At 70.4% G+C, this 23,531-nt stretch carries 20 protein-coding genes and 2 tRNA genes; 13 read left to right on the top strand and 9 right to left on the bottom strand.

Going from position 1 to position 23,531, the window contains the following annotated elements:
* Positions 1–2: 2 nt before the first annotated feature.
* Together ACZ4EG_RS25620 and ACZ4EG_RS25615 are read right to left on the bottom strand one after the other, a co-directional pair.
* Positions 3–1,364 carry an ABC1 kinase family protein gene (locus ACZ4EG_RS25620; RefSeq protein WP_467792229.1) on the bottom strand — a complete coding sequence of 454 codons (1,362 nt, stop codon included), beginning with the start codon at positions 1,362–1,364 and terminating at the stop codon, positions 3–5.
* Positions 1,357–2,571, bottom strand: a complete 1,215-nt coding sequence (locus tag ACZ4EG_RS25615; protein ID WP_467792228.1) for a TOMM precursor leader peptide-binding protein — start codon at positions 2,569–2,571, stop codon at positions 1,357–1,359. Before ACZ4EG_RS25615 ends, ACZ4EG_RS25620 begins: the two co-directional genes overlap by 8 nt.
* 225 nt (positions 2,572–2,796) lie before the next feature.
* Between ACZ4EG_RS25615 and ACZ4EG_RS25610 the strand changes: the two genes are divergently transcribed.
* The 4 genes from ACZ4EG_RS25610 (at position 2,797) to ACZ4EG_RS25595 (ending at position 6,693) form a co-directional block, all read left to right on the top strand.
* Complete coding sequence (locus ACZ4EG_RS25610) at positions 2,797–3,393, top strand: M48 metallopeptidase family protein (RefSeq protein WP_467792227.1); 597 nt, start codon at positions 2,797–2,799, stop codon at positions 3,391–3,393.
* Between the two features lie 137 nt (positions 3,394–3,530).
* Positions 3,531–5,228, top strand: coding sequence for a TerD family protein (locus ACZ4EG_RS25605; protein WP_467792226.1), 1,698 nt, complete (start codon positions 3,531–3,533; stop codon positions 5,226–5,228).
* Between the two features lie 11 nt (positions 5,229–5,239).
* Entirely contained in the window at positions 5,240–5,920 is a 681-nt protein-coding gene (locus ACZ4EG_RS25600; protein WP_467792225.1) for an AIM24 family protein, read from the top strand.
* Positions 5,921–5,937: 17 nt separating this feature from the next.
* The gene (locus tag ACZ4EG_RS25595) at positions 5,938–6,693 is read left to right on the top strand and encodes an AIM24 family protein (protein WP_263212342.1); all 756 of its coding nucleotides are present in this window, start codon (positions 5,938–5,940) and stop codon (positions 6,691–6,693) included.
* A 61-nt stretch (positions 6,694–6,754) separates the two neighbouring features.
* Here ACZ4EG_RS25595 and ACZ4EG_RS25590 read toward each other — a convergent pair whose 3' ends face one another.
* Both ACZ4EG_RS25590 and ACZ4EG_RS25585 read right to left on the bottom strand, forming a co-directional pair.
* The gene (locus tag ACZ4EG_RS25590; RefSeq protein WP_467792224.1) at positions 6,755–7,282 is read right to left on the bottom strand and encodes an NUDIX hydrolase; all 528 of its coding nucleotides are present in this window, start codon (positions 7,280–7,282) and stop codon (positions 6,755–6,757) included.
* Positions 7,279–8,715, bottom strand: a complete 1,437-nt coding sequence (locus ACZ4EG_RS25585) for a zinc-dependent metalloprotease (protein ID WP_453553436.1) — start codon at positions 8,713–8,715, stop codon at positions 7,279–7,281. The genes ACZ4EG_RS25590 and ACZ4EG_RS25585 overlap by 4 nt, the downstream gene beginning before the upstream one ends.
* Positions 8,716–8,907: 192 nt before the next feature.
* Here ACZ4EG_RS25585 and ACZ4EG_RS25580 point away from each other — a divergent pair, with 192 nt between their 5' ends.
* From ACZ4EG_RS25580 to ACZ4EG_RS25570, 3 genes are all read left to right on the top strand, one after another.
* Entirely contained in the window at positions 8,908–10,020 is a 1,113-nt protein-coding gene (locus ACZ4EG_RS25580) for an SDR family oxidoreductase (protein ID WP_467792223.1), read from the top strand.
* A 170-nt stretch (positions 10,021–10,190) separates the two neighbouring features.
* The gene (locus ACZ4EG_RS25575) at positions 10,191–10,652 is read left to right on the top strand and encodes a molybdenum cofactor biosynthesis protein MoaE (RefSeq protein ID WP_453553432.1); all 462 of its coding nucleotides are present in this window, start codon (positions 10,191–10,193) and stop codon (positions 10,650–10,652) included.
* 340 nt (positions 10,653–10,992) lie between these two features.
* Positions 10,993–12,090, top strand: a complete 1,098-nt coding sequence (locus ACZ4EG_RS25570) for a YlbL family protein (RefSeq protein ID WP_453553430.1) — start codon at positions 10,993–10,995, stop codon at positions 12,088–12,090.
* 72 nt (positions 12,091–12,162) lie between these two features.
* Here ACZ4EG_RS25570 and ACZ4EG_RS25565 read toward each other — a convergent pair whose 3' ends face one another.
* Entirely contained in the window at positions 12,163–12,705 is a 543-nt protein-coding gene (locus ACZ4EG_RS25565) for a PPA1309 family protein (protein ID WP_453553428.1), read from the bottom strand.
* 164 nt (positions 12,706–12,869) lie between these two features.
* Between ACZ4EG_RS25565 and ACZ4EG_RS25560 the strand changes: the two genes are divergently transcribed.
* The 4 genes from ACZ4EG_RS25560 to ACZ4EG_RS25545 all read left to right on the top strand — a co-directional run bounded on the left by ACZ4EG_RS25560 (position 12,870) and on the right by ACZ4EG_RS25545 (position 18,778).
* Entirely contained in the window at positions 12,870–15,836 is a 2,967-nt protein-coding gene (locus ACZ4EG_RS25560; RefSeq protein ID WP_467792362.1) for a UPF0182 family membrane protein, read from the top strand.
* Positions 15,837–15,879: 43 nt separating this feature from the next.
* Positions 15,880–15,953: transfer RNA gene (locus ACZ4EG_RS25555), tRNA-Met, on the top strand.
* A 205-nt stretch (positions 15,954–16,158) separates the two neighbouring features.
* Entirely contained in the window at positions 16,159–18,027 is a 1,869-nt protein-coding gene (locus tag ACZ4EG_RS25550; protein WP_467792222.1) for a tetratricopeptide repeat protein, read from the top strand.
* Positions 18,028–18,704: 677 nt separating this feature from the next.
* A tRNA-Met gene (locus ACZ4EG_RS25545) sits at positions 18,705–18,778 on the top strand.
* Positions 18,779–18,865: 87 nt separating this feature from the next.
* Here the strand turns inward: ACZ4EG_RS25545 and ACZ4EG_RS25540 are convergent.
* Positions 18,866–19,282 (bottom strand): Fur family transcriptional regulator, encoded by a 417-nt coding sequence (locus ACZ4EG_RS25540; RefSeq protein ID WP_363294104.1) that lies wholly within the window; start codon positions 19,280–19,282, stop codon positions 18,866–18,868.
* 126 nt (positions 19,283–19,408) lie between these two features.
* Here ACZ4EG_RS25540 and ACZ4EG_RS25535 point away from each other — a divergent pair, with 126 nt between their 5' ends.
* A complete protein-coding gene (locus tag ACZ4EG_RS25535) occupies positions 19,409–20,878 on the top strand; it encodes a catalase (RefSeq protein ID WP_467792221.1) in 1,470 nt (489 codons plus the stop codon).
* Between the two features lie 79 nt (positions 20,879–20,957).
* Here the strand turns inward: ACZ4EG_RS25535 and ACZ4EG_RS25530 are convergent, their stop codons facing one another.
* Both ACZ4EG_RS25530 and hisN read right to left on the bottom strand, forming a co-directional pair.
* Complete coding sequence (locus ACZ4EG_RS25530) at positions 20,958–21,353, bottom strand: CBS domain-containing protein (protein ID WP_263212359.1); 396 nt, start codon at positions 21,351–21,353, stop codon at positions 20,958–20,960.
* Between the two features lie 149 nt (positions 21,354–21,502).
* Positions 21,503–22,303: a histidinol-phosphatase gene (hisN, locus tag ACZ4EG_RS25525; RefSeq protein WP_390708802.1), complete on the bottom strand. Its 801-nt coding sequence runs from the start codon at positions 22,301–22,303 to the stop codon at positions 21,503–21,505.
* A gap of 174 nt (positions 22,304–22,477) precedes the next feature.
* On the opposite strand from hisN, the gene ACZ4EG_RS25520 reads away from it, so the two are divergent.
* Complete coding sequence (locus ACZ4EG_RS25520) at positions 22,478–23,086, top strand: TetR/AcrR family transcriptional regulator (protein WP_453553420.1); 609 nt, start codon at positions 22,478–22,480, stop codon at positions 23,084–23,086.
* A gap of 98 nt (positions 23,087–23,184) precedes the next feature.
* Here the strand turns inward: ACZ4EG_RS25520 and ACZ4EG_RS25515 are convergent, their stop codons facing one another.
* Positions 23,185–23,508: a DMT family transporter gene (locus ACZ4EG_RS25515; RefSeq protein ID WP_390708804.1), complete on the bottom strand. Its 324-nt coding sequence runs from the start codon at positions 23,506–23,508 to the stop codon at positions 23,185–23,187.
* Between the last annotated feature and the right edge of the window lie 23 nt (positions 23,509–23,531).

The raw sequence follows: 23,531 nt of genomic DNA, 5'->3' as shown, positions 1-23,531 counted from the left end.
TCTCAGGCCCCCGCCGCCGAGTCGTCCACCTCCCCCGGCACGAACCCCGGCAGCCACTCCTCCAGTTCCTGGCGCAGCCGGACCGTCGCCCCCAGCTGGCACAGCACGCCGATGGTGCTCAGGGTCACCCGGTGTATCAGGAGGTACGAGGGGGGCAGGTTGAGCTGTTTGCCGAGTTGGTAGGCGGGGGAGCGGGGGTCGGCGATGCGGGCCGCCTGGCTGCGCATCCAGTTGCGGGTGAAGGTGAACTCGTCCACCAGGGCCGGCTCGATGATCGGCAGGAGGTAGTCGAGGACCGCGTCCGGGTCCAGCTCTATGGACGACTTGACGAACCCCTCACCGCACAGCAGCTCGTAGACCGCCTCGGCCTCGCCGTCCAGGGTCATGCGCAGGGAGTCGCCGATCGGTGTCGGCAGGCCTCCGGGGAGGCGGTCGACGGTGCCGAAGTCGAGGACGCCCAGACGCCAGTCGTCCTCGCCGTCCGGGCCGCCGGGGAGCAGGCGGAAGTTGCCCGGGTGCGGATCGGCGTGCAGCAGACCGGTGCGGGCCGGGCCCGAGAAGAGGAAGCGGGCCAGGAGCTGGCCGGCGCGGTCGCGTTGTTCCGTCGTGCCGTCCGCGATCACCTCCGAGAGGGGGATCCCGTCGATCCACTCGGTGACCAGGATCTGGTCGCACTGGTGGACCACTGCGGGGACCAGCACATCGGGGTCGTCCTGGAACTCCTCCGCGTGCACCTGCTGGGCCTGGGCCTCCAGGCCGTAGTCGAGCTCCTCCGAGACGCGGTCCCGGAGCTCGGCGATCAGCGGCTTGATGTCCATGCCGGGGATGAGCGGGCCCAACAGGCGGGCGAACCGGCTCAGTTGGGTCAGGTCGGAGAGGAGGGCCTCGCCCGCTCCGGGGTACTGCACTTTGACCGCCACCTCGCGGCCGTCGTGCCACACACCCCGGTGCACCTGTCCGATCGAGGCCGCCGCGGACGGTTTGTCCTCGAACTCCAGGAACAGATCCCGCCAGTCCGCCCCCAGCCGTTCCACGAGCACGGAGTGCACGGTGCGGGTGGGCATCGGCGGCGCCGCGTCCTGGAGCTTCGTCAGCGCGGCGCGGTAGGGGCCGGCGATCTCCTCGGGCAGCGCCGACTCGAAGACGGACATGGCCTGCCCGAACTTCATCGCACCGCCCTTCAGCTCCCCGAGGACCTTGAACAGCTGCTCCGCCGTGCGTTGTTGCAACTCGCGGCCGACGATCTCCGCGGACTCGCCTACGATCCGCTTGCCCAGGCCCCAGGTCGCCCGGCCGGCGAAGCCGAGCGGGAGCGCGGCGAGCTTGGCGGTCCGGGTGACCGCCTTCCGGGGAAGATCAGACATGCGCCCTCCAAGTCCCAGCCGGCCGCACGGCGTCTGCCTTGCGCGGTCGCTCCGCCGACGGCCGTTGTCCCGCCATTGTCTCGTGCCCTTCCGCATTCGTTGAGGTGTGTTCCCCCATACCTCTCTCCGCGGCTCCGCACGGGCATGCCGGGTGCGGCCAGACCGGTCGCGCATGCCAGTGGAGAGCCGGCAGGGAGACCTCCCATCGGGCGCCCGTGCTCGACGGCGACTCCCCGTCCAGGAAGGCGAGCGCGTGGGCGGCGGCGAGTCCGGCGACGGTCGTCGCCAGCGTCAGATCGCACGCGCCCACCCGGCGTGCCCTGCCGGAGCGCCACTGTGCGACCAGCCGGGGCCAGGCCGGATCCCGGTCCGTGCGGTCCTGGTGAAGACAGCCGGCGCAGCCGGTCCCGCCCGGCAGGACGAAGGGCCCGACGATGCCGGTGCCCTCCACGACACCCGCGTAGAGATGGGGGGTTCCGGTGGTCATGAGCGCCTCGGCGGAGGACGGGTCGGGTGTGTGGACGGACACGTCGTCCCTGGGGGCGAGGATCACCAACGAGAAGCCGGGGTCGTCGGCGGCGGGCGGTGCGGGGCGGCTTCGGCGGGGTGGGTGGTCGGGCGCCGCCCCGCGGACCGCCTGGCGCGCCGCCTCGTTCCTGCGCTCGCCGACCGACTCCGGGGGCAGCCCGCCCGGCGCGACGTCCCACGGCTCGACCCGGCCGACGTCGCGCACATCCACCTCGCCGACCCCCGCGCCGGACAGCAGCGCGGCCAGCACGCAGCCGACCCGGCCCGCACCCCTCACCTGTACGCGCAGGGAGCGGCGGGCCGCCATGCGGCCGATCGCGCCGCCCGGTTCGGACGTGATCAGGGACAGCGACGCCAGATCGGGGCGCAGCCGGTCCAAGACGTCCTTCTTCTCCCGCAGGGCATCGGCCGCAGGCCCGCCGCCCCGGGCATCGTCGAGCAGGCCCGAGCGCGACAGCCGCTCCACCAGCGCGTCGACATGGCCGTCCGGCAGGTCCATGCCGTGGCCCTCTTCGCGCAGGAGCGGAAGCCCGCGCGTGCCGTTGAGCAGGTCCAGGAAGCTGCCCGTCGCCGCGTCCATCGGACCGAGCGTCATCGCGTGTGCCGGAGTCATCCCGAACTGCACGGTATTGAGGTCGCGCCAGCCGCGCCTGAGCGCGGGTTTCACCATCGGATGCATCACAGATCCCCCGTTGCATCAGAAAAATCCCGGAACATCCCTGTTCGCCGGGGAACCGGTCGCGTTCCGCCGACAAGTGCCAGCATGCCCGGTGGCGGGGGCGGGCGCCGAAAGTTGTCCACAGGCGGTGGGTTTTCGTCGTACAAATCAAACGCATGTGGGGGATCGGCATTGAACCGTCCCGGACCCGGGACTTCACGCCAGTGCAGCGGGTAACGTCGGGGCGTGCCCGCCGACCCCCTGCACCGCGCCGGAAAGCCACAGCGCAGCACGACGAGCCTGCCGCCGAGCGGCTCGGGGGCGAGCGCGATCGAGGTTCGCAGGAGCGCCCGGCGACGCCGGACGGTCTCCGCGTACCGCGAGGGCGATCGCACCGTCGTGCTGATCCCCGCCCGGATGTCCGAGGCGGAGGAGCAACGCTGGGTGACCGTCATGCTCGACAAACTCGCCGCCCAGGAGAGCAGGCGAGTGCTGGGCGACGCCGAACTGGCCGAGCGTGCCCAGCGGCTGTCGGACCAGTACTTCGGCGGCCGGGCACGGCCCGCCTCTGTGCGCTGGGTCACAAATCAGAACACGCGTTGGGGGTCGTGCACCCCGGCCGAGGGGAGTATTCGCCTCTCGCACCGGTTGCAGGGCATGCCGGAGTACGTGGTCGACTATGTGCTGTGCCATGAGCTCGCGCATCTGCTGGTGCCCGGGCACGGGCCTCGTTTCTGGCGGCTGTTGGAGGCCTACCCGCGGACCGAGCGGGCCCGCGGTTATCTCGAAGGTGTGGTCGCGGCGGGACGTTTGCCTCATTTGCCCGATGTGCGCGGTGAGTGAACTGCCCGGCGGGCGGAGCGTCCCACGCCGCTGAGCGCGGTTGTGTACCGGGTCTGTACCGACGTCGTCCGGTGTCCGGTTTTGCCGTTAGCCTGGCGCGACGCACTTACATTCGGGATGGGGGACGGTCGTTACGCATGGCCAGGGAATTCCAACGCGGCCACAAGGCCAGGATCAGTGACCTCACCGCGGGCATGGATCTGTACGTAGGCGTGCAGATTTCCGCCCCCGGACTGACCTTCGACATCAGCTGCTTCGGCCTCGACGCCGACGAACGTCTCTCGGACGACCGGTACTTCGTCTTCTTCAACCAGCCGAAGTCCCCCGAGGAGTCCATCCAGCTGCTGGGCGCCCAGGCGGGCGACACGGAGTCCTTCCGGATCACGCTGGACAGGATCCCGCCGCAGATCCAGAAGCTGTCGTTCACGGCGACGATCGACGGCGCCGGGCAGATGTCGCAGATCAACCCCGGATACGTCCGCATCGTCGCCGGCGGTGAGGAGGTGGCCCGGTACTCCTTCAACGGCTCGGAGTTCTCCACCGAGCGGGCCGTGATGCTGGGCGACTTCTACCTGAAGGACGTGTGGCGGTTCGCCGCCGTCGGCCAGGGCTTCGACGGCGGCCTGGAGGCGCTGCTGAAGAACTTCGGCGGTGAGGTCGCCGAAGAGGAGGCGCCCGCCGCCCCGCAGCAGCCGCAGACCGGTGCCGCTCCGGGCTTCGCCGCGCCCGCCCAGGCCGCGGCCCCGCCCGCGTTCGGTGCCCCGGCCGCCCCGGCCCCTGCTCCCGCCCCGGCCCCTGCTCCCGCACCGGCGCCGGCCCCCGCGCCCGTTCCGCAGGGATTCACCCCCCCGCCGGGAACCACGCCGCCCATGCCCAACGTGCACGCCGCGCCGACCGTCATCGCGCCCCTGGCCCCGCCCGCCGGCGGCACGGTGCCCCCGCCGGCCCCGGCGCCCGCCCCCTACGGCCAGCCCCAGCAGCCGTACGGACAGCCTGCCGCCCCGAACGCACCCATGCCCCCCGGCTACGGCCAGCCCCCGGCGCCGCAGGCCCCGCCCCCCGGCTACGGCCAGCCGACCCCGCCCCCGGGCTATGGTCAGCAGGCGCCGTTCGGGCAGGTCCCCGGCCAGCAGCCCGCCTCCTACGGAGTGCCGCAGGGCGCTCCCCAGGGCGGCGCCGGTGTGGCCGCCGCGCTCCAGCAGTTCAAGGAGACGCCCACCGGGCAGCGCTGGACGCAGCAGAACAAGAAGCTGATCCGGGTCGACCTCGGTATCGGCGGCCAGCCCGTCCTCGCCCGCCAGGGCAGCATGGTGCTCTACCAGGGCAAGGTCGACTTCAGCTACAAGGGCGCCGGTTTCGCCGGCCGGATCGTGGGCAACGCGACCGGCCAGGAGATGCAGCTGATGCGCTGTACCGGCCACGGCCAGGTGTTCCTCGCCGAGAACTCCACCCACCTGCACCCCGTCGAGCTCCAGGGCGACGCGATCTGTGTCTCCGCGGAGAACGTCCTCGCCTTCGACGAGAGCCTCCAGTACGAGGTCCGCCGCGTCGAGGGACACGGCATTCCCGGGGGCGCGCTGTTCACGATGCAGTTCCAGGGGACCGGCACGATCGTCGTCAAGACGCACGGCACGCCCGTCGTCCTGCCGGTGACGCCCACCACGTTCGCCGACTGCAACGCGGTGGTCGCGTGGTCCGCCGCCTCCCAGGTGATCGTCTCCAGCCAGGTCCGGATGCGCCGCAACGCCTATCCGGGCGACACCGGCGAGAGCGTCAACCTCCAGTTCCGGGGAGCGCCCGGCAACTTCATCGTCGTCCAGCCGTACGAGGTCTGAGGGAGCCCGTCATGAACCAGCCACTCGCGGGCTACGCCCCCGCACCCGTCACCACCCGCATGGAGAACCACGGCAACCACATGCTGAAGGTCGCCATGCAGACCGGGAACGACCTCCTCGCGCGCGTGGGGTCGATGGTCGCCTACGAGGGCTTCGTCCAGTACGAGCCCAACCCGCCGGCCGTGCGCCAGATCGCCCGCGACTGGATCACCGGCGAGGGTGCCCCCCTGATGAAGTGCTCCGGCGACGGCCTGCTCTACCTCGCCGACTACGGGGCGAACGTCGTCGTGATCAACCTCAACGGCGACGGCATCTCCGTCAACGCCACCAACCTGCTCGCCTTCGACGCGCACCTCACCTGGGGCGTGGAGCGGGTCAAGGGGCTGGCGAAGTTCGCCGGACAGGGGCTGTGGAACACGAAGATCTCCGGTCAGGGCTGGGTGGCCCTGACCTCGCGCGGCAAGCCGATCGTCGTCGACTGCGGCGGCGGTGAGGACGAGACGTACGTCGACCCCGACGCGCTCGTCGCCTGGTCCCCGAACCTCAAGGTCAAGGGCAAGCGCAGCTTCAAGGCGCAGTCGCTGATCGGCCGGGGCAGCGGCGAGGCCTTCCAGATGGCCTTCTCCGGCCAGGGGATCGTCGTCGTCCAGCCCAGCGAGGACAGCACCGACCGCCTCCGGATCCGGGGCTGAGGGGGACCAGAGACACCATGCAGAGCCCGCTTTTCGCCTTCAACGACTCACAGGCCCAGGAGCGCTACAGCCTGCAGAGCAAGCAGATGCTGCGCGTCGTCCTGGAGGGCCACGACGACATCCTCGCCCGCAAGGGCACCATGGTCGCCTACCAGGGCCTCGTCGAGTTCGACGCCGAGTACCAGAGCAACAACCAGGCGCGCGCGCGTGCCTACACCGGCGAGGGTCTCAACCTGATGCGCTGCCACGGGCAGGGCACGGTCTACCTCGCCAACCTCGCCCAGCACATCCACGTGGTGGACGTGGAACAGGACGGGCTGACCGTCGACAGCAGCTATGTCCTGGCCATGGACTCCTCACTGCACCACGAGGTCATCGCCGTCGACAGCCTGTACGGCATCTCCGGCTCCGGGAAGTACCAGCTCAACATCACCGGTCGCGGCAAGGTTGCCCTGATGACCTCCGGTGCGCCGCTGATGATGCAGGTCACGCCCGACAAGTACGTCAACTGCGACGCCGACGCGATCGTCGCCTGGTCCACCGGGCTGCGTGTGCAGATGCAGGCCCAGACGCACTCCTCCGGTGTGTGGCGGCGGCGCGGCAACACCGGCGAGGGCTGGGAGCTGAGCTTCATGGGCAGCGGCTTCGCGCTGGTCCAGCCCAGTGAGCTGCTGCCGCCGCAGAACGCGGTGATCGGCCAGGGCGTCGCCGCGCAGTTCGGCATGGGGCAGCACGGGGCGCGAGCGCAGAACCAGGGGAACGTCTGGAGCTGAGCGTCCGGCAAGCCGACGTAAGGGGCGACCGCCTGGGCGGCCGCCCCTTACCCGTCGTGGCTCAGGCTCCGAGCCTGGCGCGCGTCGCCTCCAGCAGCCGTACGACCGAGTCGTCGGCGACCTCCGCCACCTCGTCGTAGGCGAACCAGCGCACGTCCAGCGACTCGTCGCTGACGGCGTGCTCGGCGTCGCGCGGGGCGAGGACCGCGTACTGGACGTCGAAGTGCCAGTGGCACGGCGGGGGGATCGGATGCCGGTCCAGGCGGACCGGGCCGCCCGCAAGCAGCGTCAGACCCCGGATGCCGGACTCCTCGGTCGCCTCACGCAGCGCCGCCGCCTCCAGCGTCACGTCGCCCGGCTCGCAGTGGCCGCCCATCTGCAGCCACATCCGCAGCTTCCTGTGCAGGGTGAGCAGCACACGGCCGCGCTCCGGGTCGATCACCAGAGCGCTCGCCGTGACGTGGCCCGCGTGGCAGGCCTTCCACATGCCGTCCGGGTGTTCCGCCAAATGGTCCAGGTAGGACCGGCACAGCTCTTCCTGGCCCCCGAAGCCCTTCAGCACGAGGACCGCGTCGTCGTGCAGGCTCACTCGGTGTCGTCGCCCTTGTCGTCCTCGGTGTCCTTCTTCAGGTTCGGCTTCTCGCCGGAGCCGCCCGCCGCCTCACCGAGGAGCTTGTCCAGCTCGGAGAAGTCGAGCTGCTCGCGGTGCACGAAGCCGTCCGGGTCGTCCAGGTCGGTGGCCGTCGGCAGCATGTCCGGGTGGGCCCACAGGGCGTCCCGGCCGTCGACCCCGCGGGCGTCGGTGAGCGAGGCCCACAGGCGGGAGGCGTCGCGCAGCCGGCGCGGGCGCAGCTCCAGGCCGATCAGCGTGGCGAACGTCTGCTCCGCCGGGCCGCCCGTGGCACGGCGGCGGCGCAGCGTCTCGCGCAGGGCGTCGGCGGACGACAGACGCGGCTTCGCGGCCGCGTGGACCACCGCGTCCACCCAGCCCTCGACGAGCGCCAGAGCCGTCTCCAGACGGGCCAGAGCGGCCTTCTGCTCGGGCGTGTCCTCCGGCTGGAACATGCCCTGCTGAAGCGCGTCCTGCAGCTGCTCCGGGTTCTGTGGATCGAACTGGCCGACGACGTCCTCCAGCTTGGCCGTGTCGACCTTGATCCCGCGCGCGTACCCGTCGACCGCGCCGAACAGATGCGAGCGCAGCCACGGCACATGGGCGAACAGGCGCTGGTGGGCGGCCTCGCGCAGGGCGAGGTAGAGCCGCACCTCGTCCTTCGGCACGCCCAGGTCCTTGCCGAACGCCTCGATGTTCACCGGCAGCAGGGCGGCCTTGCCCGCCGGGCCGAGCGGCAGCCCGATGTCGGTCGAGCCGACGACCTCGCCCGCGAGCACGCCCACGGCCTGCCCGATCTGCGTGCCGAACATGGCACCGCCCATCGAGCGCATCATGCCGATCAGCGGGCCGGCCATGGCCTGCATCTCCTCCGGCAGGACATCGCCCATCGCCGCGCCGACGCGCTCCGCGACCGGGTCGACGAGCTCCTTCCACGCGGGCAGGGTCGCCTCGACCCACTCGGCGCGCGACCACGCCACCGCGGAGCCGGCACCGGACGGCAGGGACGTCGCGTCGTCCAGCCACAGGTCGGCCAGGCGGACGGCCTCCTCGACCGCCGTGCGCTCGGCCGGGCCGATGCTCGTGTCCTTGACGCCGTCCTGCGTGCCCTGGGAGACCGTCTGGCGGGCGATCTGCTTGGCCATGTCCCAGTTCACCGGGCCGCCCTCGTAGGAGAGCATCTGGCCCAGCTGCTGGAACGCGGCGCCCAGGTCGGTGGGGTTCAGTGAACCGAACATGGCAGCGAGCGGATTGTCCGCACCAGGGCTGCCAAGGCCCCCGGCTCCGGGCCCGAAACCGAACGGGTTGGCCGGTCCCTGCCCACCACCGCTCTGCTGGTCCTTCTTCTTGCCCTCGTCGCCGTCTTCCGGCTCCTCCGGCGGAAGGCCGAATCCGAATGGGGTGTCACTCACGGGGTTCCTCGGCTGGTAAGGCCGCCGGTTCTCTCCGGCGGCGCGGCTGCCCGACAACACCACCCAGCGTAGACACCCGGGCCGGTTCGGGCCTCGGTGCTTCGCCGACTCTCGGCCTGCGGCAGGATGGATGCCACCTGGTACGTACGCGTCACTCGCGCCCGTACTGAAGACAACCGCTGGAGACGCCCGGTGAGTTCCCCAGATCCGCAGGTTCGCGGAGCGCGAAACCATTCCACCCCTCCCGCGGTGCGCGGGCCCGTTGTCGCGGTCACCGGTGCCGCGACCGGGGTCGGCGCGCTGCTCACCGAGCGGCTCGCCGCGTCCGAGGCGATCAAGCAGGTCGTCGCCATCGACGAGCGGCGCGGTGAGTGCGCGGCGGCGCAGTGGCACATTCTCGATGTGCGGGATCCGGCCATCGCGGACAAGCTGCGGGGCGCGGACGTGGTGGTGCACCTGGCGCTCGACCTCGACCTGGGGAGTGACGCCGCCGCCCGGACGGCCTACAACGTACGGGGGACGCAGACCGTGCTGACCGCCGCGGCGGCGGCCGGAGTGCACCGTGTGGTGCTGTGCACGTCGTCGATGGTCTACGGGGCGCTGCCGGACAACGAGCTGCCGCTGTCGGAGGACGCGGAGCTGCGGGCGACGGCCGAGGCCACCGGTGTGGGGGACCTGCTGGAGATCGAGCGGCTCGCGCGGCGCGCTCCGCGGGCGCATCCGGGGCTCAATGTCACCGTGGTGCGGCCCGCCGTGCTGGTCGGGGGCACCGACACCGCGCTGACCAGGTACTTCGAGTCGCCTCGGCTGCTTGTCGTGGCCGGGTCGCGGCCCGCCTGGCAGTTCTGCCACGTCGAGGATCTGTGCAGTGCTCTGGAGTACGCGGTCGTGGAGAAGGTCGACGGGGAGCTGGCCGTCGGCTGCGACGGGTGGCTGGAGCAGGAGGAGGTCGAGGAGCTCAGCGGGATCCGGCGGATGGAGCTGCCGTCGGCCGTCGCGCTGGGTGCCGCGGCACGGCTGCACCGGATCGGGCTCACTCCGTCGCCGGCCGGGGACCTGGCGTACACGATGTACCCCTGGGTGGTGAGCGGGAGCCGGCTGCACGACGCCGGGTGGCGGCCGCGGTGGACCAATGAGGAGGTGCTCGCGGAGCTGCTGGAGGAGGTGTCCGGGCGGCACACGGTCGCGGGGCGGCGGCTCGGCCGCAAGGACGCCACGGCCGCGGGTGCGGCGGGGGCGACGGTGGCCCTGCTGGGCGCTGCCGCCGTGGTCCGGCGGGCTCGGAAGGCTCGGCGGCGCCTGTGAGCCAAGGGGCTCTGCCTCCATCATCCGCCCCAGCGGCTCCCGTTCTCCGCTCCCGGACCGGCGGGAGGCCGGTTGCGGAGTGGCCCTGTAGGACACTCCGAATCGCCCCGCGCGCGTGACTGATGAAAGCCGCATTCCGTGTCGTCCGAAGCATGGGGCACGATGGAGGCATGGCACTCACGAACGATCACCCCGGCGAGCAGACGGCTCAGCAGCCCATCAAGCTGATCGCCATCCGCGAGACCGCGCTCTCCGTGGACGAGGTTTTCCGGGCCGTCGGGGACGAGGCGGCGGGCGGCATCGCGCTCTTCGTGGGGACCGTGCGGAATCACGACGGCGGGGCCGACGTCGATGAGCTCGGGTACTCGTGCCACCCGAGCGCCGAGGACGAGATGCGGAGGATCGCCGAGAAGGTGGTCGCGGAGTTCCCGGTGCGGGCGCTGGCCGCCGTCCACCGTGTGGGGGACCTCGGGGTCGGGGATCTCGCCGTCGTCGTCGCGGTCGCGTGTCCGCACCGGGGCGAGGCCTTCGAGGCCTGCCGGAAGCTGATCGACGACCTCAAGCACGAAGTGCCCATCTGGAAGCACCAGAAGTTCTCCGACGGGACCGAGGAATGGGTCGGGGCCTGCTGAATTCACCCCGCCGTCCTCCGGTTGCGTAACCACACCCCCGGCGTGAGCGTTGTCAGTGCGGATGGTTAATCTGCTGATCAGTCAGTTGCGGACGCTCATGGGGTCGGGAGGTCGGCATGGCGGCGCTCGCCTGGTTGCTTATTCCGTTTGTCGCTGCGATAGGCGCCGGTCTGTGGGGAAGTTGGGCCAACCGGACCCGGAAGGCCCGCAGCGACGGCCCGGAGCTCGACGGGTATGCCCGCTTCCGCGAGGCCATGGAGAGGTCCCACTCCAACACCTGAGGCATGTGACGGGGGTGCCCTGACGGTGTGCTGACAGACGCGTCCCGTACTGTCGAGATATGCCACGCCGCACCGCGACGATGCTCGCCTCCACCCTGATGCTGATCGCGTTCCTGTGCGCGGGAGTGCTCATCCCCGTGCCGTACTCGGAGATGTCCCCGGGGCCGACCGTGAACACCCTCGGGGACCATGACGGCGAGCCGGTGCTGCAGGTCTCCGGGCACAAGACGTACGCCACGTCCGGGCACCTCAACATGACCACCGTGCGGGTCACCAGCGCCGACTACAAGATGAACCTCGTCGAGGCCGTCTACGGCTGGCTGGCGCACGACACCAAGATGGTGCCGCACGACACGCTCTACCCGGACGGCAAGACGGAGGAGCAGTCCACCCAGGAGAACGCCGAGGAGTTCAGCCAGTCCCAGGAGAGCGCCAAGGTCGCGGCCCTGAAGGAGCTCGGCGTCCCCGTGAAGTCCTGGGTGATCGTCTCCACGGTGGTCAAGAACTCCCCGGCCGAGGGCAGGCTGCACGCCGGTGACGTGATCAAGGCCGTCGACGGCACGGCGGTCAAGCAGCCTTCCGACGTCGCGAAGCTGGTGACCAGGCACAAGCCCGGTCAGGACGTCGTCTTCACCGTGGTCCCGGCCAAGGAGCAGGCCGCCGCCGAGAAGGCGAACAAGACGGCGACCCGGACCCAGGACGTCACGATCACCACCGCGACGTCCAGCGACAGCGGCGCCAAGCGGGCCATCGTCGGGATCTCCGCGGGGACGGACCACACCTTCCCGTTCACCATCGACATCAAGCTCGCCGACGTCGGCGGGCCCAGCGCCGGACTGATGTTCGCGCTCGGCATCTACGACAAGCTCACCCCGGGCAGCCTCACCGGCGGCAAGTTCGTCGCCGGCACCGGCACCATCGACGACGAGGGCACCGTCGGGCCGATCGGCGGCATCGAGATGAAGACCGTCGGCGCACGCAACAAGGGCGCCCAGTACTTCCTCACGCCCGCCGACAACTGCGCGGCCGCCGCGAAGGACACCCCGAGCGGTCTCACCCTCGTCAAGGTGAAGACCATCGACGACGCCCTCGGCGCCCTCAAGGACATCCGCAGCGGCGACACCGCCGCCCTGCCGAAGTGCACCACCAAGGGCTGACCGTCGGCACCCGCGCACGGCTGGGGGCGCTCCTCGTCACGAGGGGCGCCCCCAGTGCCGTACCGCAGGACCTCAGTCCTCGAACGTCGCCTTCAGAGCCTCCGCCAGACCGGGCACCAGGTCGGGGCCGGTGAGAACCTCCGTCGGGGTGTCCTTCTCGCGCAGCCGCACCGCGGACTCGCGGGTGCCGTCACGCAGGACGGCGACCGTCATCCGGACCTCTTGACGCTCGGGGTGGTCCGCAACCCACTTCGCCAGCTTCGCCCCGCTCATGCCCTGCGGGACCTGGGCCTCGGCGGACGGCGGCAGCATCAGACGCTCGACCGTGAGCGCGCAGCCGGCCACCGCGTCGGGCCAGGCGATGGTGCCGAGGAACTCGTCGAGCGCCTTGTCCGTTGGAACCTCGTCCTGCTCGATCGGGGTGAGACCGGTGGCACCGGACTCTTCCTGCAGGCCCAGCTGGGCCGCGAGGGCAGGTTCCTGGGCCCGCAGCCGTGCGGTGTCTACGAGGGCGAAGAGGCGAGCTGGCTGGTCCCAGCCGAGGCCGGAGGCGTACTCGTCGATCTCGAGTACGGCCCGGGTGAGCGGGCTCGCTGCCATGGGAGTGTTGGACATGGTCACAATCCTGCCTCGTTCCCGACCGGAATCGGGAACCGAGTAAACGGTGAGTAAGTTGCATAGGTGTGGGCCCACGATCACGGGGGGCCACGGACGGTCCACGAACACGGGGGCCTGACGGATCAACAGCGAACTTCGAGGTGCGCACCTTGGCTTTCCAGATGCCGGACCGCGGCGGGGGCCCGACGGGGCCGCGGATCAGAGTGGGCCGCCCGTCCCGGCACGCCCGCAGCCTGCTCATGACACTGGGCGTCCTTGCCGTCCTCGGCATGGCGTTCACCATGTTCGCGGGCTTCTGGACGGACTGGCTGTGGTACCGCTCGGTGCACTACTCGTCCGTGTTCACCATCACGCTGTGGACCAAGATCGGGCTCTTCTTCGTCTTCGGCCTGCTGATGGCGGCCGCGGTCGGCTTCAACATCTGGCTCGCGCACCGGCTGCGGCCTCCGCTGAGCGCCATGTCCATGGAGCAGCAGAGCCTCGACCGCTACCGGATGGGCATCGCGCCGTACAAGACATGGCTGCTGCTCGGCATCACCGCGCTGGTGGGCCTCATCGCGGGCGCGTCCGCGGCGGGTCAGTGGCGGACCTGGCTGATGTGGGTCAACGGCGTGCCCTTCCACCAGGAGGACCCGCAGTTCCACCTCGACGTCTCCTTCTACGCCTTCGATCTTCCCTGGTACCGCTTCCTGCTGGGCTTCGGCTTCGCCACCGCGATCCTGTCCCTGATCGCCGCCGCGCTGACCCACTACCTGTACGGCGGGCTGCGCGTCACCAGCCCGGGCGCGCGCGCCACGGCAGCGGCCACCGGGCATCTGTCGGTGCTGCTCGGCATCTTCGTCGCCCTGAAGGCGGTCGCCTACTGGCTCGACCGGTACGGACTCGCCGTCAAGTCCAGCGACTTCAAGGCGACCGGGAACTGGACGGGCCTGCGGTACGTCGACGCGAACGCCTATCTCCCGGCCAAGACGATCCTGTTCTGCATCGCCGTCATCTGCGCGCTGCTGTTCTTCGCCACCCTGTGGCGGCGCACCTGGCAACTGCCCGTGATCGGCTTCGGCCTGATGGTGCTCTCGGCGATCCTCATCGGCGGCCTGTACCCGGCCATCGTCCAGAAGTTCCAGGTCCAGCCCAACGAGCAGGCCAAGGAAGCCCCGTACGTCCAGAAGAACCTCAAGGCGACCCGCGAGGCGTACGGCATCGACGACGCCCAGGTCGGCGAGTACGAGGGCAAGAGCAACACCGCGGACAAGACGAAGCTGCGTGACGACGTCGACGGCGCGGCGAGCATCCGGATCATGGACCCGAACGTCGTCTCGCCGACGTTCCAGCAGCTCCAGCAGATGCGGAACTACTACGGGTTCCCGACCAACCTCGACGTCGACCGGTACCCCACCAAGGACGGCAAGGACCAGGACACCGTCATCGGTCTGCGTGAGCTGAACCTCGACGGCATTCCGAAGAACAACTGGATCAACGACCACTTCCGCTACACCCATGGCTACGGCGTGGTCGCCGCCAAGGGCACCGAGGCCGACTCCGAGGGCCGCCCGGTCTTCACCGAGTACGACCTGCCGTCCCAGGGCGACCTGCCGACGTACCAGCAGCGGATCTACTACGGCGAGAAGACCAACACGTACTCGATCGTCGGCGGTCCCCAGAAGGAGATCGACTACTCCGACGACAACGGTGAGAAGACCACCAGCTACAAGGCGAAGAGCGGGGTCAACCTCTCCAACCCGATCAACCGGGCCGCGTACGCGGTGGCGTTCAACGAGCCGCAGATCCTCTACTCCGGCGCGATCGGCGAGGGCTCGCGGATCCTGTACAACCGCACGCCCAAGGAGCGCGTCGAGGCGGTCGCCCCCTGGCTGACCATCGACGGAGACGCGTACCCGGCGGTCGTGGACGGTCACATCCAGTGGATCGTGGACGCGTACACGACGACGAACGGCTACCCGTACGCCTCCCGTACGACCCTGGGCGATACGACGGCCGACTCGCTGACCGCCACCAACAACTCCCGTGCGGTGGTGGCCCAGCAGAACCAGGTCAACTACATCCGCAACTCGGTGAAGGCGACCGTCGACGCGTACACCGGCGAGGTCAAGCTCTACCAGTGGGACACCAAGGACCCGGTGCTGAAGACCTGGATGAAGGCCTTCCCCGGCACGGTGAAGCCGAAGACGGCCATCTCCGACTCGCTGATGGCCCATCTGCGCTACCCGCAGGACCTGTTCAAGGTCCAGCGCGAGCTGCTCACCCGCTACCACGTGACGGACGCGCAGACCTTCCTGACCGGCAGCGAGGTGTGGCAGGTGCCGGACGACCCGACCAACAAGTCGGGCAACGCGGTGCCGCCGTACTACCTGAGCATGCAGATGCCCGGCCAGACGTCGCAGGCGTTCTCGCTGTCCACGACGTTCACCCCGAACGGGCGTGACAACCTCAGCGCCTTCATGTCGATCGACGCCGAGGCCGGCACGCCCGACTACGGCAAGATCAGAATCCTGAAGCTGCCGACGAGCACAACGGTCAACGGGCCCAAACAGGTTCAGAGCCAGTTCAACTCCGAACAGGACATCGCCTCGGCCATCAGCCTGCTGAGCCGCGGGCATTCGAGCGTGGAGTACGGCAACCTGCTGGCGGTGCCGCTCGACGGCGGACTGCTCTACGTGGAGCCCGTCTATGTGCGCGGCGGCGGTCTCAAGTACCCGCTGCTGCGGAAGGTGTTGGTGAGCTACGGCACCAGCTATGCCTTCGAGGACACGCTCGACCAGGCTCTCGACAAGGTCTTCGGAGTGAAGGGTTCGACCAGTACGCCACCGGACACCGACACCGGCAATCCGCCGACGTCCGGCAACCCGACGGTCCAACAGGCGCTGAGCGACGCCCAGAAGGCTTTCGACGCGGGGCAGGAAGCCCTGAAGAAGGGCGACTGGGAGGCGTACGGCAAGGCGCAGAAGGACCTGCAGGACGCGCTGAAGCGGGCCGAGGACGCCCAGTCGAAGGCCGGCAGGACCGGCGGCGGCAACAACGACGGGAAGACGGGCGGCAGTCCGAGTCCGAGTAGCAGTCCCAGTCCGAGCGGCAGTCCGAGTCCGAGCGGCAGTCCGAGCAGCGGCTGATCAATTCTTCATCCCGTGACGTGATACGGTTGCCGCACAACGGCGCGGGGTGGAGCAGCTCGGTAGCTCGCTGGGCTCATAACCCAGAGGTCGCAGGTTCAAATCCTGTCCCCGCTACTGAAGTCGAAGGCCCGGATCCTTTCAGGATCCGGGCCTTCGTGGTGTGCGAACGCATGTGCCGGTCGGCGGTGTCGCCGTGCCGCCGTGGGGACTTGGCCCGTGTGTGTTTGACTTGTCTCTCTGTGGGCATGTCGACAAAACGCTGAAGTGACCTCCCGGGCTGCGGTATACCGGGTGTACCGAGGTTGCAGGTGGTGCGACGATGGACGTTATGGGGGACAAGGCAACTCTGTTGGAGACCGGGCGTTTTGCGCAGAATTATGACCATGCGCAGCCTTCTGACGTGGTGGAGCCTTCCGACTTGGTGCAGCCTTCCGGCCGGGACGAGGCCGGCGAGGCTGCCGAGGAGGCGCGTCAGCGGCTTGCCGTGGAGGCCGGTGACGTCGAGGCGATGAGCGTCCTCGGTGCCATGCTGCTGCGCCGTGGCGATCTCGACGGAGCCGAGCCCCATCTGCGTGCCGCCACCGCCGCCGGCGACCGTGCCGCCGCCAACAACCTCGGTGTCCTGCTGCATCAGCGCGGCTATGCCGAGGAGGCCGCCGGATGGTGGCGGATCGCGGCCGTCGCCGGTTCCGCGGCCGCCGCGCATGCGCTGGGCCGTCACCACCGTGAGCGCGGGGACGAGCCCGCCGCCGAGTACTGGCTGCGGCAGTCCGCCGAGCAGGGGCACGCGCTGGGTGCGTACGCGCTCGCCGACCTGCTGGAGCACCGGGGGGTGGCCGGCGCCGAGCAGTGGATGCGGGCCGCGGCCGAGCGGGGGCATCGTGAGGCGGCGTACCGGCTGGCTCGCGCGCTTGATCGCAAGGCCGGGGTGGAGGGGGACGGCGGTGCTGACAACGGTGTCGCGTCCGTCTTCCTGGAGGAGGCCGAGCAGTGGTACCGGCAGGCCGCCGCGCGTGGACACCGGCGGGCCGCGCTGCAGCTCGGGGCGATCCTGGAGAAGCGGGGCGAGCTCAAGGAGGCCGGGCGCTGGTATCTGACCTCCGCCAAGGACGGGGAGGCGCGGGCCGCCTGTGCGCTCGGGTTCCTGCTGCGTGACGCCGGGGACACCGAGAGTGCCGCCGTGTGGTGGCTGCGGGCCGCGCAGGACGGTGACGGCAACGCGGCGAACGCGCTGGGCGCGCTGCACGCCGAGCGCGGGGAGACGCAGACCGCAGAGCGGTGGTACCGGGCGGCCATGGACGCCGGGGACGACAACGGGGCGTACAACCTGGGGCTGCTCTGCGCCGAGCAGGGGCGGACCGCGCAGGCCGAGCAGTGGTACCGGCGGGCCGCGTACGCCGGGCACCGGGAGGCGGCGAACGCGCTGGCGATCCTGCTGCTGCAGGTGGGCGACACGACCGGGGCCGAGCCGTGGTTCTCCAAGGCGGCCGAGGCGGGGAGCGTGGACGCCGCGTTCAACCTGGGGATCCTGTACGCCGGGCGGGGCACCGAGGACGACGCCGTGGTCGCGCTGCGGTGGTACGAGCGGGCGGCTGCCGCCGGGCACACGGAGGCGGCGCTGCAGGTCGGGATGGCGCGGCTGCGGGACGGGAACGAGCAGGAGGCCGAGCGGCATCTGCGGTGCGCGGCGGGTGGCGGGAGCGCGGAGGCGGCGTACCGGCTGGCCACCGTGCTGGACGCGCGGCGGCCGGCGGCGTCCGCGCATGAGCTCGGGGAGTCGGTGCACGAGAAGACCGAGTGCGAGGAGTGGTACGAGCGGGCGGCTTCTCAGGGGCATCGGCGGGCGCAGGTGCGGGTCGGGATGCTGGCCGCGGCGCGCGGTGACGTCGTGGAGGCGGCGCGGTGGTACCGGGAGGCTGCCGAGGCCGGCTCGCGGAACGGGGCGTTCAATCTGGGGCTGCTGCTGGCTCGGGAGGGGAGTGAGCCGGAGGCGGCGGTGTGGTGGACGCGGGCCGCTGACGCGGGGCATGGGCGGGCGGCACTTCGGCTTGCCCTCGTCTACGCGCGTCGGGGGGAGTTGGCGGAGGGGCAGCGGTGGGCCGACCGGGCGGTGACGCTGGGGCCGGAGGAAGTTACTGAGCGGGCGGCGCGGTTGCGGGATGCGTTGCGGGAGGAACTGTCGGCGTGACGCTGCGCTGAGCTTCAGCGGCTTCTCTGCCCACCCGCCCACCCGACTCGGTCGGCCAAGAGGTTGCCGCCCCCTGGGGCTCCGCCCCAGACCCCGGCGGGGGGCTGCGCCCCCTGCGCCCCTGCGAGTCTGGCTCGGTCGGCCGAGAGATCACCGTCTCCTGGGGCTTCGCCCCCGGACCCCGGGCGGGGGCTGCGCCCCCTGCGCCCCTGTGTCTGGCTCGGTTGGCTGGGAGGGCACGGTTGCCCTCGGCTGCGTCCCGGGTCCTGGTGGGGGCTGGGGGGATGGCCGCATGACTCGGTCGGCCGAGAGGTTGCCGTCTCCTGGGGCTTCGCCCCCGGACCCCGGGCGGGGGCTGCGCCCCCTGCGCCCCTGCGTGCTGGCTCGGTTGGCTGGGAGGGCACCGTTGCCCTGGCTGTGCCGCGGGCCCTGGTGGCGGGTGCACCGCTGGCCGCCCGATTCGGTCGGCCAAGAGAGGTCACCGTCTCCTGGGGCTTCGCCCCGGACCCCCGGCGGGGGCTGCGCCCCCTGCACTCCTGCCAGGCTCCGTTGGCTGACAGGTTGCCGTTTGCCTGGGGCTCCGCCCCAGGTCCCGGGCCTGCGGGGCTCTTGCCCCGCACGCCCGGACAAGCAATTTGCTTCCCTCCGCGTCCTTGACGTAATGTTGCGTTCACCGACGCGGGGTGGAGCAGCTCGGTAGCTCGCTGGGCTCATAACCCAGAGGTCGCAGGTTCAAATCCTGTCCCCGCTACTGAAGGCCGAAGGGCCCGGATCCTAGGATCCGGGCCCTTCGGCCTTTGTTGTGGCGTCCGATTCCGACAGAGGACGCGCGTGGGCTTCAGGACGATGCGCAGTTCGGGCAGGTGCCGCGGTATGTCACCTCTACGTCCGAGACCGTGAAGCCGAAGCGTTCCGAGTCGGGGAGGTCGGCCAGCGGGTTGCCCGTCGGGTGGACGTCGCGGATCGCGCCGCACCGGGCGCAGACCAGGTGGTGGTGCGGCCGGTGTGCGTTCGGGTCGTACCGCTTGGCGCGCTTGTCCGTGGAGACCTCGAGCACCTCGCCGAGGGTCACCAGCTCACCCAGCGTGTTGTAGACGGTCGCCCGGGAGATCTCCGGCAGCTTCGCGACGGCGCGCGCGTGCACCTCGTCGGCCGTCAGGTGGACGTGTTCGCCGTCCAGAACCTCGGCCACGACGCGCCGCTGCGCGGTCATCCGCCATCCGCGTCCGCGCAGCCGTTCCAGAAGGTCGCTCATGAGGACCAGCCTAACAGCAAGGGGACCCAAGTCCCGAACAGGTGTGAGTTTGGAGGCTTGCTTGAATTAGATATTGTCTATTGTAGGATCTAGGCTGGCTTTAGCCAAGGGATAGAAGAGTTGGTCATGGCGCAGGAGGCTCACGTGACGCAGGGACCGCTTACGACGGAGGCCGGTGCTCCGGTCGCCGACAACCAGAACAGCGAGACCGCGGGCGTCGGCGGCCCCGTCCTCGTCCAGGACCAGCTGCTCCTGGAGAAGCTGGCCCATTTCAACCGTGAGCGCATCCCGGAGCGGGTGGTGCACGCCCGGGGCGCGGGTGCGTACGGCACCTTCACGGTGACCGCCGATGTCACGCCCTACACGCGCGCCGCGTTCCTCTCCGAGGTCGGCAAGCAGACCGAGGTCTTCCTGCGCTTCTCGACCGTGGCCGGCAATCTGGGTGCCGCGGACGCGGTGCGCGATCCGCGTGGCTGGGCGCTGAAGTTCTACACCGAAGAGGGCAACTACGACCTCGTCGGCAACAACACCCCGGTGTTCTTCATCAAGGACGCCATCAAGTTCCCGGACTTCATCCACACCCAGAAGCGAGACCCGTACACGGGCTCGCAGGAGGCCGACAACGTGTGGGACTTCTGGGGGCTGTCCCCCGAGTCCACGCACCAGGTGACCTGGCTGTTCGGCGACCGCGGCATCCCGGCGTCGTACCGCCACATGAACGGCTACGGCTCGCACACCTTCCAGTGGAACAACGAGGCCGGCGAGGCCTTCTGGGTCAAGTACCACTTCAAGACCGACCAGGGGATCAAGAACCTCACCCAGCCCGAGGCCAACCGGATCGCCGGTGAGGACCCGGACTCGCACCAGCGCGATCTGCGCGAGGCCATCGAGCGTGGCGACTTCCCGACCTGGACCGTGCAGGTGCAGATCATGCCGGCGGCGGACGCGGCGACGTACCGCTTCAACCCGTTCGACCTCACCAAGGTGTGGCCGCACGCGGACTACCCGCCGATCGAGATCGGCAAGCTGGAGCTCAACCGCAACCCGGAGAACATCTTCGCCGAGGTCGAGCAGAGCGTCTTCTCGCCCGCGCACTTCGTGCCCGGCATCGGTCCCTCGCCCGACAAGATGCTCCAGGGCCGTCTCTTCGCCTACGGCGACGCCCACCGCTACCGCGTCGGCATCAACGCCGACCACCTGCCGGTGAACCGCCCGCACGCCACCGAGGCGCGCACCAACTCCCGTGACGGCTTCCTGTACGACGGCCGTCACGGCGGTGCGAAGAACTACGAGCCCAACAGCTTCGGCGGGCCGTTCCAGACGGACCGTCCGCTGTGGCAGTCCACCGCGGTGACCGGCGGGACCGGCAACCACGCCGCCCCCGTGCACGCCGAGGACGACGACTTCGTCCAGGCGGGCAACCTCTACCGTCTGATGTCAGAGGACGAGAAGGACCGGCTCGTAGAGAACCTGGCGGGCTTCATCGCCAAGGTCTCGCGTGACGACATCGCCGAGCGTGCGATCGGCAACTTCCGCCAGGCGGACGGTGACTTCGGCAAGCGGCTGGAAGCCGCGGTCCAGGCCCTGCGCGGCTGACACACAGCAGTACCGCGTCGCTTGCCGTGGCGGGCGGGCCGGATCCCCGGGAGGTCGGGGTCCGGCCCGTTTCGCATGTTCAGAGTGCTGGTGCGGGCTCCCTTGCGGGTGCCCAGCAGCGGATGATGTCGCGGACCGAGACTATTCCGGCGGGCTCGCCGTGGTCGAGGACGATGAGGTGCCGGAAGCCGCCGTGCGCCATGGCCCGGGCCGCCTCCTCCAGCGTCCAGTTGGGCGTGGCGAACACGACGTTGTTGGTGGTGTGGGCGTGCGTGCGTTCCGTGTCCGGGTTCTGGCCCAGGCCGACGGAGTTGAGGATGTCGCGTTCGGTGAGGATGCCGATGCCGCCCTCGTCGGGGTCGAGCACGATGGCGGCGCCCACACGGCGGGCGGACATCAGGGCGGCGGCTTGTCGGAGGGTGTGTGCCGGGCCGATGGTCAGGACCACCGTGCTCATGGCGTCGCGAACGAGCATGGTCTGGAGCCACCTCCTACGAATCACTGACATAGTTCAGGGATTCACAAGTTCACAAGTGAGGGTGTCTTCAGGGTGGCAGGTAAAGCGGAGGTCAACAAGAGGGCGCGCGCAGCCAGTTGAGGGCGTGCGTGATCACCTCGTGCTGCTCAGTAGCGCTGGTTGAGATACCCCAGCAACTCGTCGTGGAGCAGACCGTTCGACGCGGCCGCGTTGCCGCTGTGCGGGCCGGGGCGGGCATCGAGGCCGGTGAAGGTGCCGCCGGCCTCCGTGACGACGATCGCGTTGGCGGCCATGTCCCACAGCGACAGCTCGGGTTCGGCGCAGATGTCCACCGAACCCTCGGCGACCATCATGTAGGGCCAGAAGTCACCGTACGCGCGCGTGCGCCAGACCTCGCGGGTCAGGTCGAGGAAGCCGTTCAGCCGGCCCCGCTCCTCCCAGCCGCTCAGCGAGGAGTACGCGAACGAGGCGTCCGAGAGCTTGGAGACGCGCGAGACATGGATGCGGGTCGCCGAGGACAGGCTGCGGCCGGTGAAGGCGCCGTGGCCCTTCGCGGCCCACCAGCGGCGGCCGAGGGCGGGGGCGGAGACGACGCCGACGACGGGCTGGAAGCCGCCCTCGCCCGCCTCCGTCAGGGAGATCAGGGTGGCCCAGACGGGGACGCCGCGGACATAGTTCTTGGTGCCGTCGATCGGGTCGATCACCCAGCGGCGGGGGCCCGTGCCCTCGATGCCGTACTCCTCGCCCAGGACCGCGTCCCGGGGGCGGGCGCGCTGGAGCTGCCCGCGGATGAGCTCCTCCGCGGCCTTGTCCGCCTCGCTCACCGGGGTCATGTCCGGCTTGGTCTCGACCTTGAGGTCGAGTGCCTTGAAGCGGTCCATGGTGGCGGCGTCGGCCGCGTCCGCGAGGACATGGGCGAGGCGGAGGTCGTCGAGGTAGTCCGGCATGGGACGAACGGTATCCGCCGTGGTCGTCGCACGGCTACACGGGGCCGTTCGGCAAGACGCTCCGATTGCCCGCGCGCAGTGGCCGAAGGGCGCCCCCCGGTGCCCTCGCGAACCCTTGACAGTGCATCCATGCGCGTCAAATCTGGGCGCAGAGCCGCTCGCCCCAGGGAGGCGATGATGCCTGCAGCGCGGGAATCCCTACTGGACGCCGCGTACACGGCGCTTGCGCGTCGGCCGTGGTCCGCCGTGCGGATGGTGGACGTGGCCGCGACGGCCGGGGTGTCCCGGCAGACGCTGTACAACGAGTTCGGGAGCAAGGAGGGGCTGGCCAGGGCGCTGGTGCGCAGGGAGGCCGACGGATATCTCGCGGGGGTGGAGCGCGCCCTCGCCAGCTACTCCGAACCCCGGGACCGGCTGACCGCCACCGCCGAGTGGACCGCCTCGGCCGCCCGTGAGAACGCCCTCGTGCGCGCCATGCTCACCGGTTGCTGGAGCGAGCGCCTGCCCGCGCCGACCCTCTCCGCCGTGCCCTCCTCCTCGGCCGTACCGGCACAGCGCCGGGCGGACGGCCCGCTGCCGTCGCCGGGGGACTTCGTGCAGATCGTGCGGGACCGGGCGGTGGCGGTGCTCGCCGGGCCCGGTGGTGCGCGGGGCGACGGCGGCGAGCTCGTCCGGTCCTGTGAACTCGTCGTACGCCTCGCCCTGTCCTTCGTGGCCGCGCCGCCGGGGGAGGGCGGGATCGCCGAGCTGGTGCGGGGCGCCCTCCACCGGCAGTTGGCGTGACCCTCCCCCGCTGTCCCCCGAACCCGCCCTGCGGGCAAGGGGGTTCGGGAGCGTACGGTTCGGGAGTTCGGGAGCGTGCCGTACGAGCGGCGCGCCGTCTAGCGGGCCGAGCCCGACAACTGCAGGCCGATCACGCCGATGATGACGAGGCTGATCGAGACGATCTTCAGGGTCGAGACCAGGTCGCCGAGGAAGACCATGCCGTAGATCGCGGTGCCCGCCGCGCCGATGCCCGTCCACACCGCGTAGGCGGGGCCCACGTCCAGTTTCCTCAGGGAGAGGGTCAGCAGGCCGAAGCTGCCGAGGGCGAAGATGCAGAACGCGATCGTGGGCCACAGGCGGGTGAAGCCGTGGGAGAGCTTGAGGGAGACGGCGAAACCGGTCTCCAGCATTCCGGCCACGATGACCAGCAGCCACGCCATGTGCTGTCCTCCCGTACGTCCGG

The organism is Streptomyces sp. NPDC025638, from assembly GCF_055558775.1.
Note: the sequence above shows the minus strand (reverse complement) of the source record. Positions and strands in the feature narration are given on the sequence as shown.

What these genes read in the sequence shown, in the direction of transcription:
- ACZ4EG_RS25620 (WP_467792229.1), bottom strand. Translation starts at nt 1,364, where the DNA reads ATGTCTGATCTTCCCCGGAAGGCGGTCACCCGGACCGCCAAGCTCGCC.
- ACZ4EG_RS25615 (WP_467792228.1), bottom strand. Translation starts at nt 2,571, where the DNA reads ATGCATCCGATGGTGAAACCCGCGCTCAGGCGCGGCTGGCGCGACCTC.
- ACZ4EG_RS25605 (WP_467792226.1), top strand. Translation starts at nt 3,531, where the DNA reads ATGGCCAGGGAATTCCAACGCGGCCACAAGGCCAGGATCAGTGACCTC.
- ACZ4EG_RS25600 (WP_467792225.1), top strand. Translation starts at nt 5,240, where the DNA reads ATGAACCAGCCACTCGCGGGCTACGCCCCCGCACCCGTCACCACCCGC.
- ACZ4EG_RS25595 (WP_263212342.1), top strand. Translation starts at nt 5,938, where the DNA reads ATGCAGAGCCCGCTTTTCGCCTTCAACGACTCACAGGCCCAGGAGCGC.
- ACZ4EG_RS25575 (WP_453553432.1), top strand. Translation starts at nt 10,191, where the DNA reads ATGGCACTCACGAACGATCACCCCGGCGAGCAGACGGCTCAGCAGCCC.
- ACZ4EG_RS25570 (WP_453553430.1), top strand. Translation starts at nt 10,993, where the DNA reads ATGCCACGCCGCACCGCGACGATGCTCGCCTCCACCCTGATGCTGATC.
- ACZ4EG_RS25565 (WP_453553428.1), bottom strand. Translation starts at nt 12,705, where the DNA reads ATGTCCAACACTCCCATGGCAGCGAGCCCGCTCACCCGGGCCGTACTC.
- ACZ4EG_RS25560 (WP_467792362.1), top strand. Translation starts at nt 12,870, where the DNA reads ATGCCGGACCGCGGCGGGGGCCCGACGGGGCCGCGGATCAGAGTGGGC.
- ACZ4EG_RS25550 (WP_467792222.1), top strand. Translation starts at nt 16,159, where the DNA reads ATGGACGTTATGGGGGACAAGGCAACTCTGTTGGAGACCGGGCGTTTT.
- ACZ4EG_RS25540 (WP_363294104.1), bottom strand. Translation starts at nt 19,282, where the DNA reads ATGAGCGACCTTCTGGAACGGCTGCGCGGACGCGGATGGCGGATGACC.
- ACZ4EG_RS25535 (WP_467792221.1), top strand. Translation starts at nt 19,409, where the DNA reads ATGGCGCAGGAGGCTCACGTGACGCAGGGACCGCTTACGACGGAGGCC.
- ACZ4EG_RS25530 (WP_263212359.1), bottom strand. Translation starts at nt 21,353, where the DNA reads ATGCTCGTTCGCGACGCCATGAGCACGGTGGTCCTGACCATCGGCCCG.
- hisN (WP_390708802.1), bottom strand. Translation starts at nt 22,303, where the DNA reads ATGCCGGACTACCTCGACGACCTCCGCCTCGCCCATGTCCTCGCGGAC.
- ACZ4EG_RS25520 (WP_453553420.1), top strand. Translation starts at nt 22,478, where the DNA reads ATGATGCCTGCAGCGCGGGAATCCCTACTGGACGCCGCGTACACGGCG.
- ACZ4EG_RS25515 (WP_390708804.1), bottom strand. Translation starts at nt 23,508, where the DNA reads ATGGCGTGGCTGCTGGTCATCGTGGCCGGAATGCTGGAGACCGGTTTC.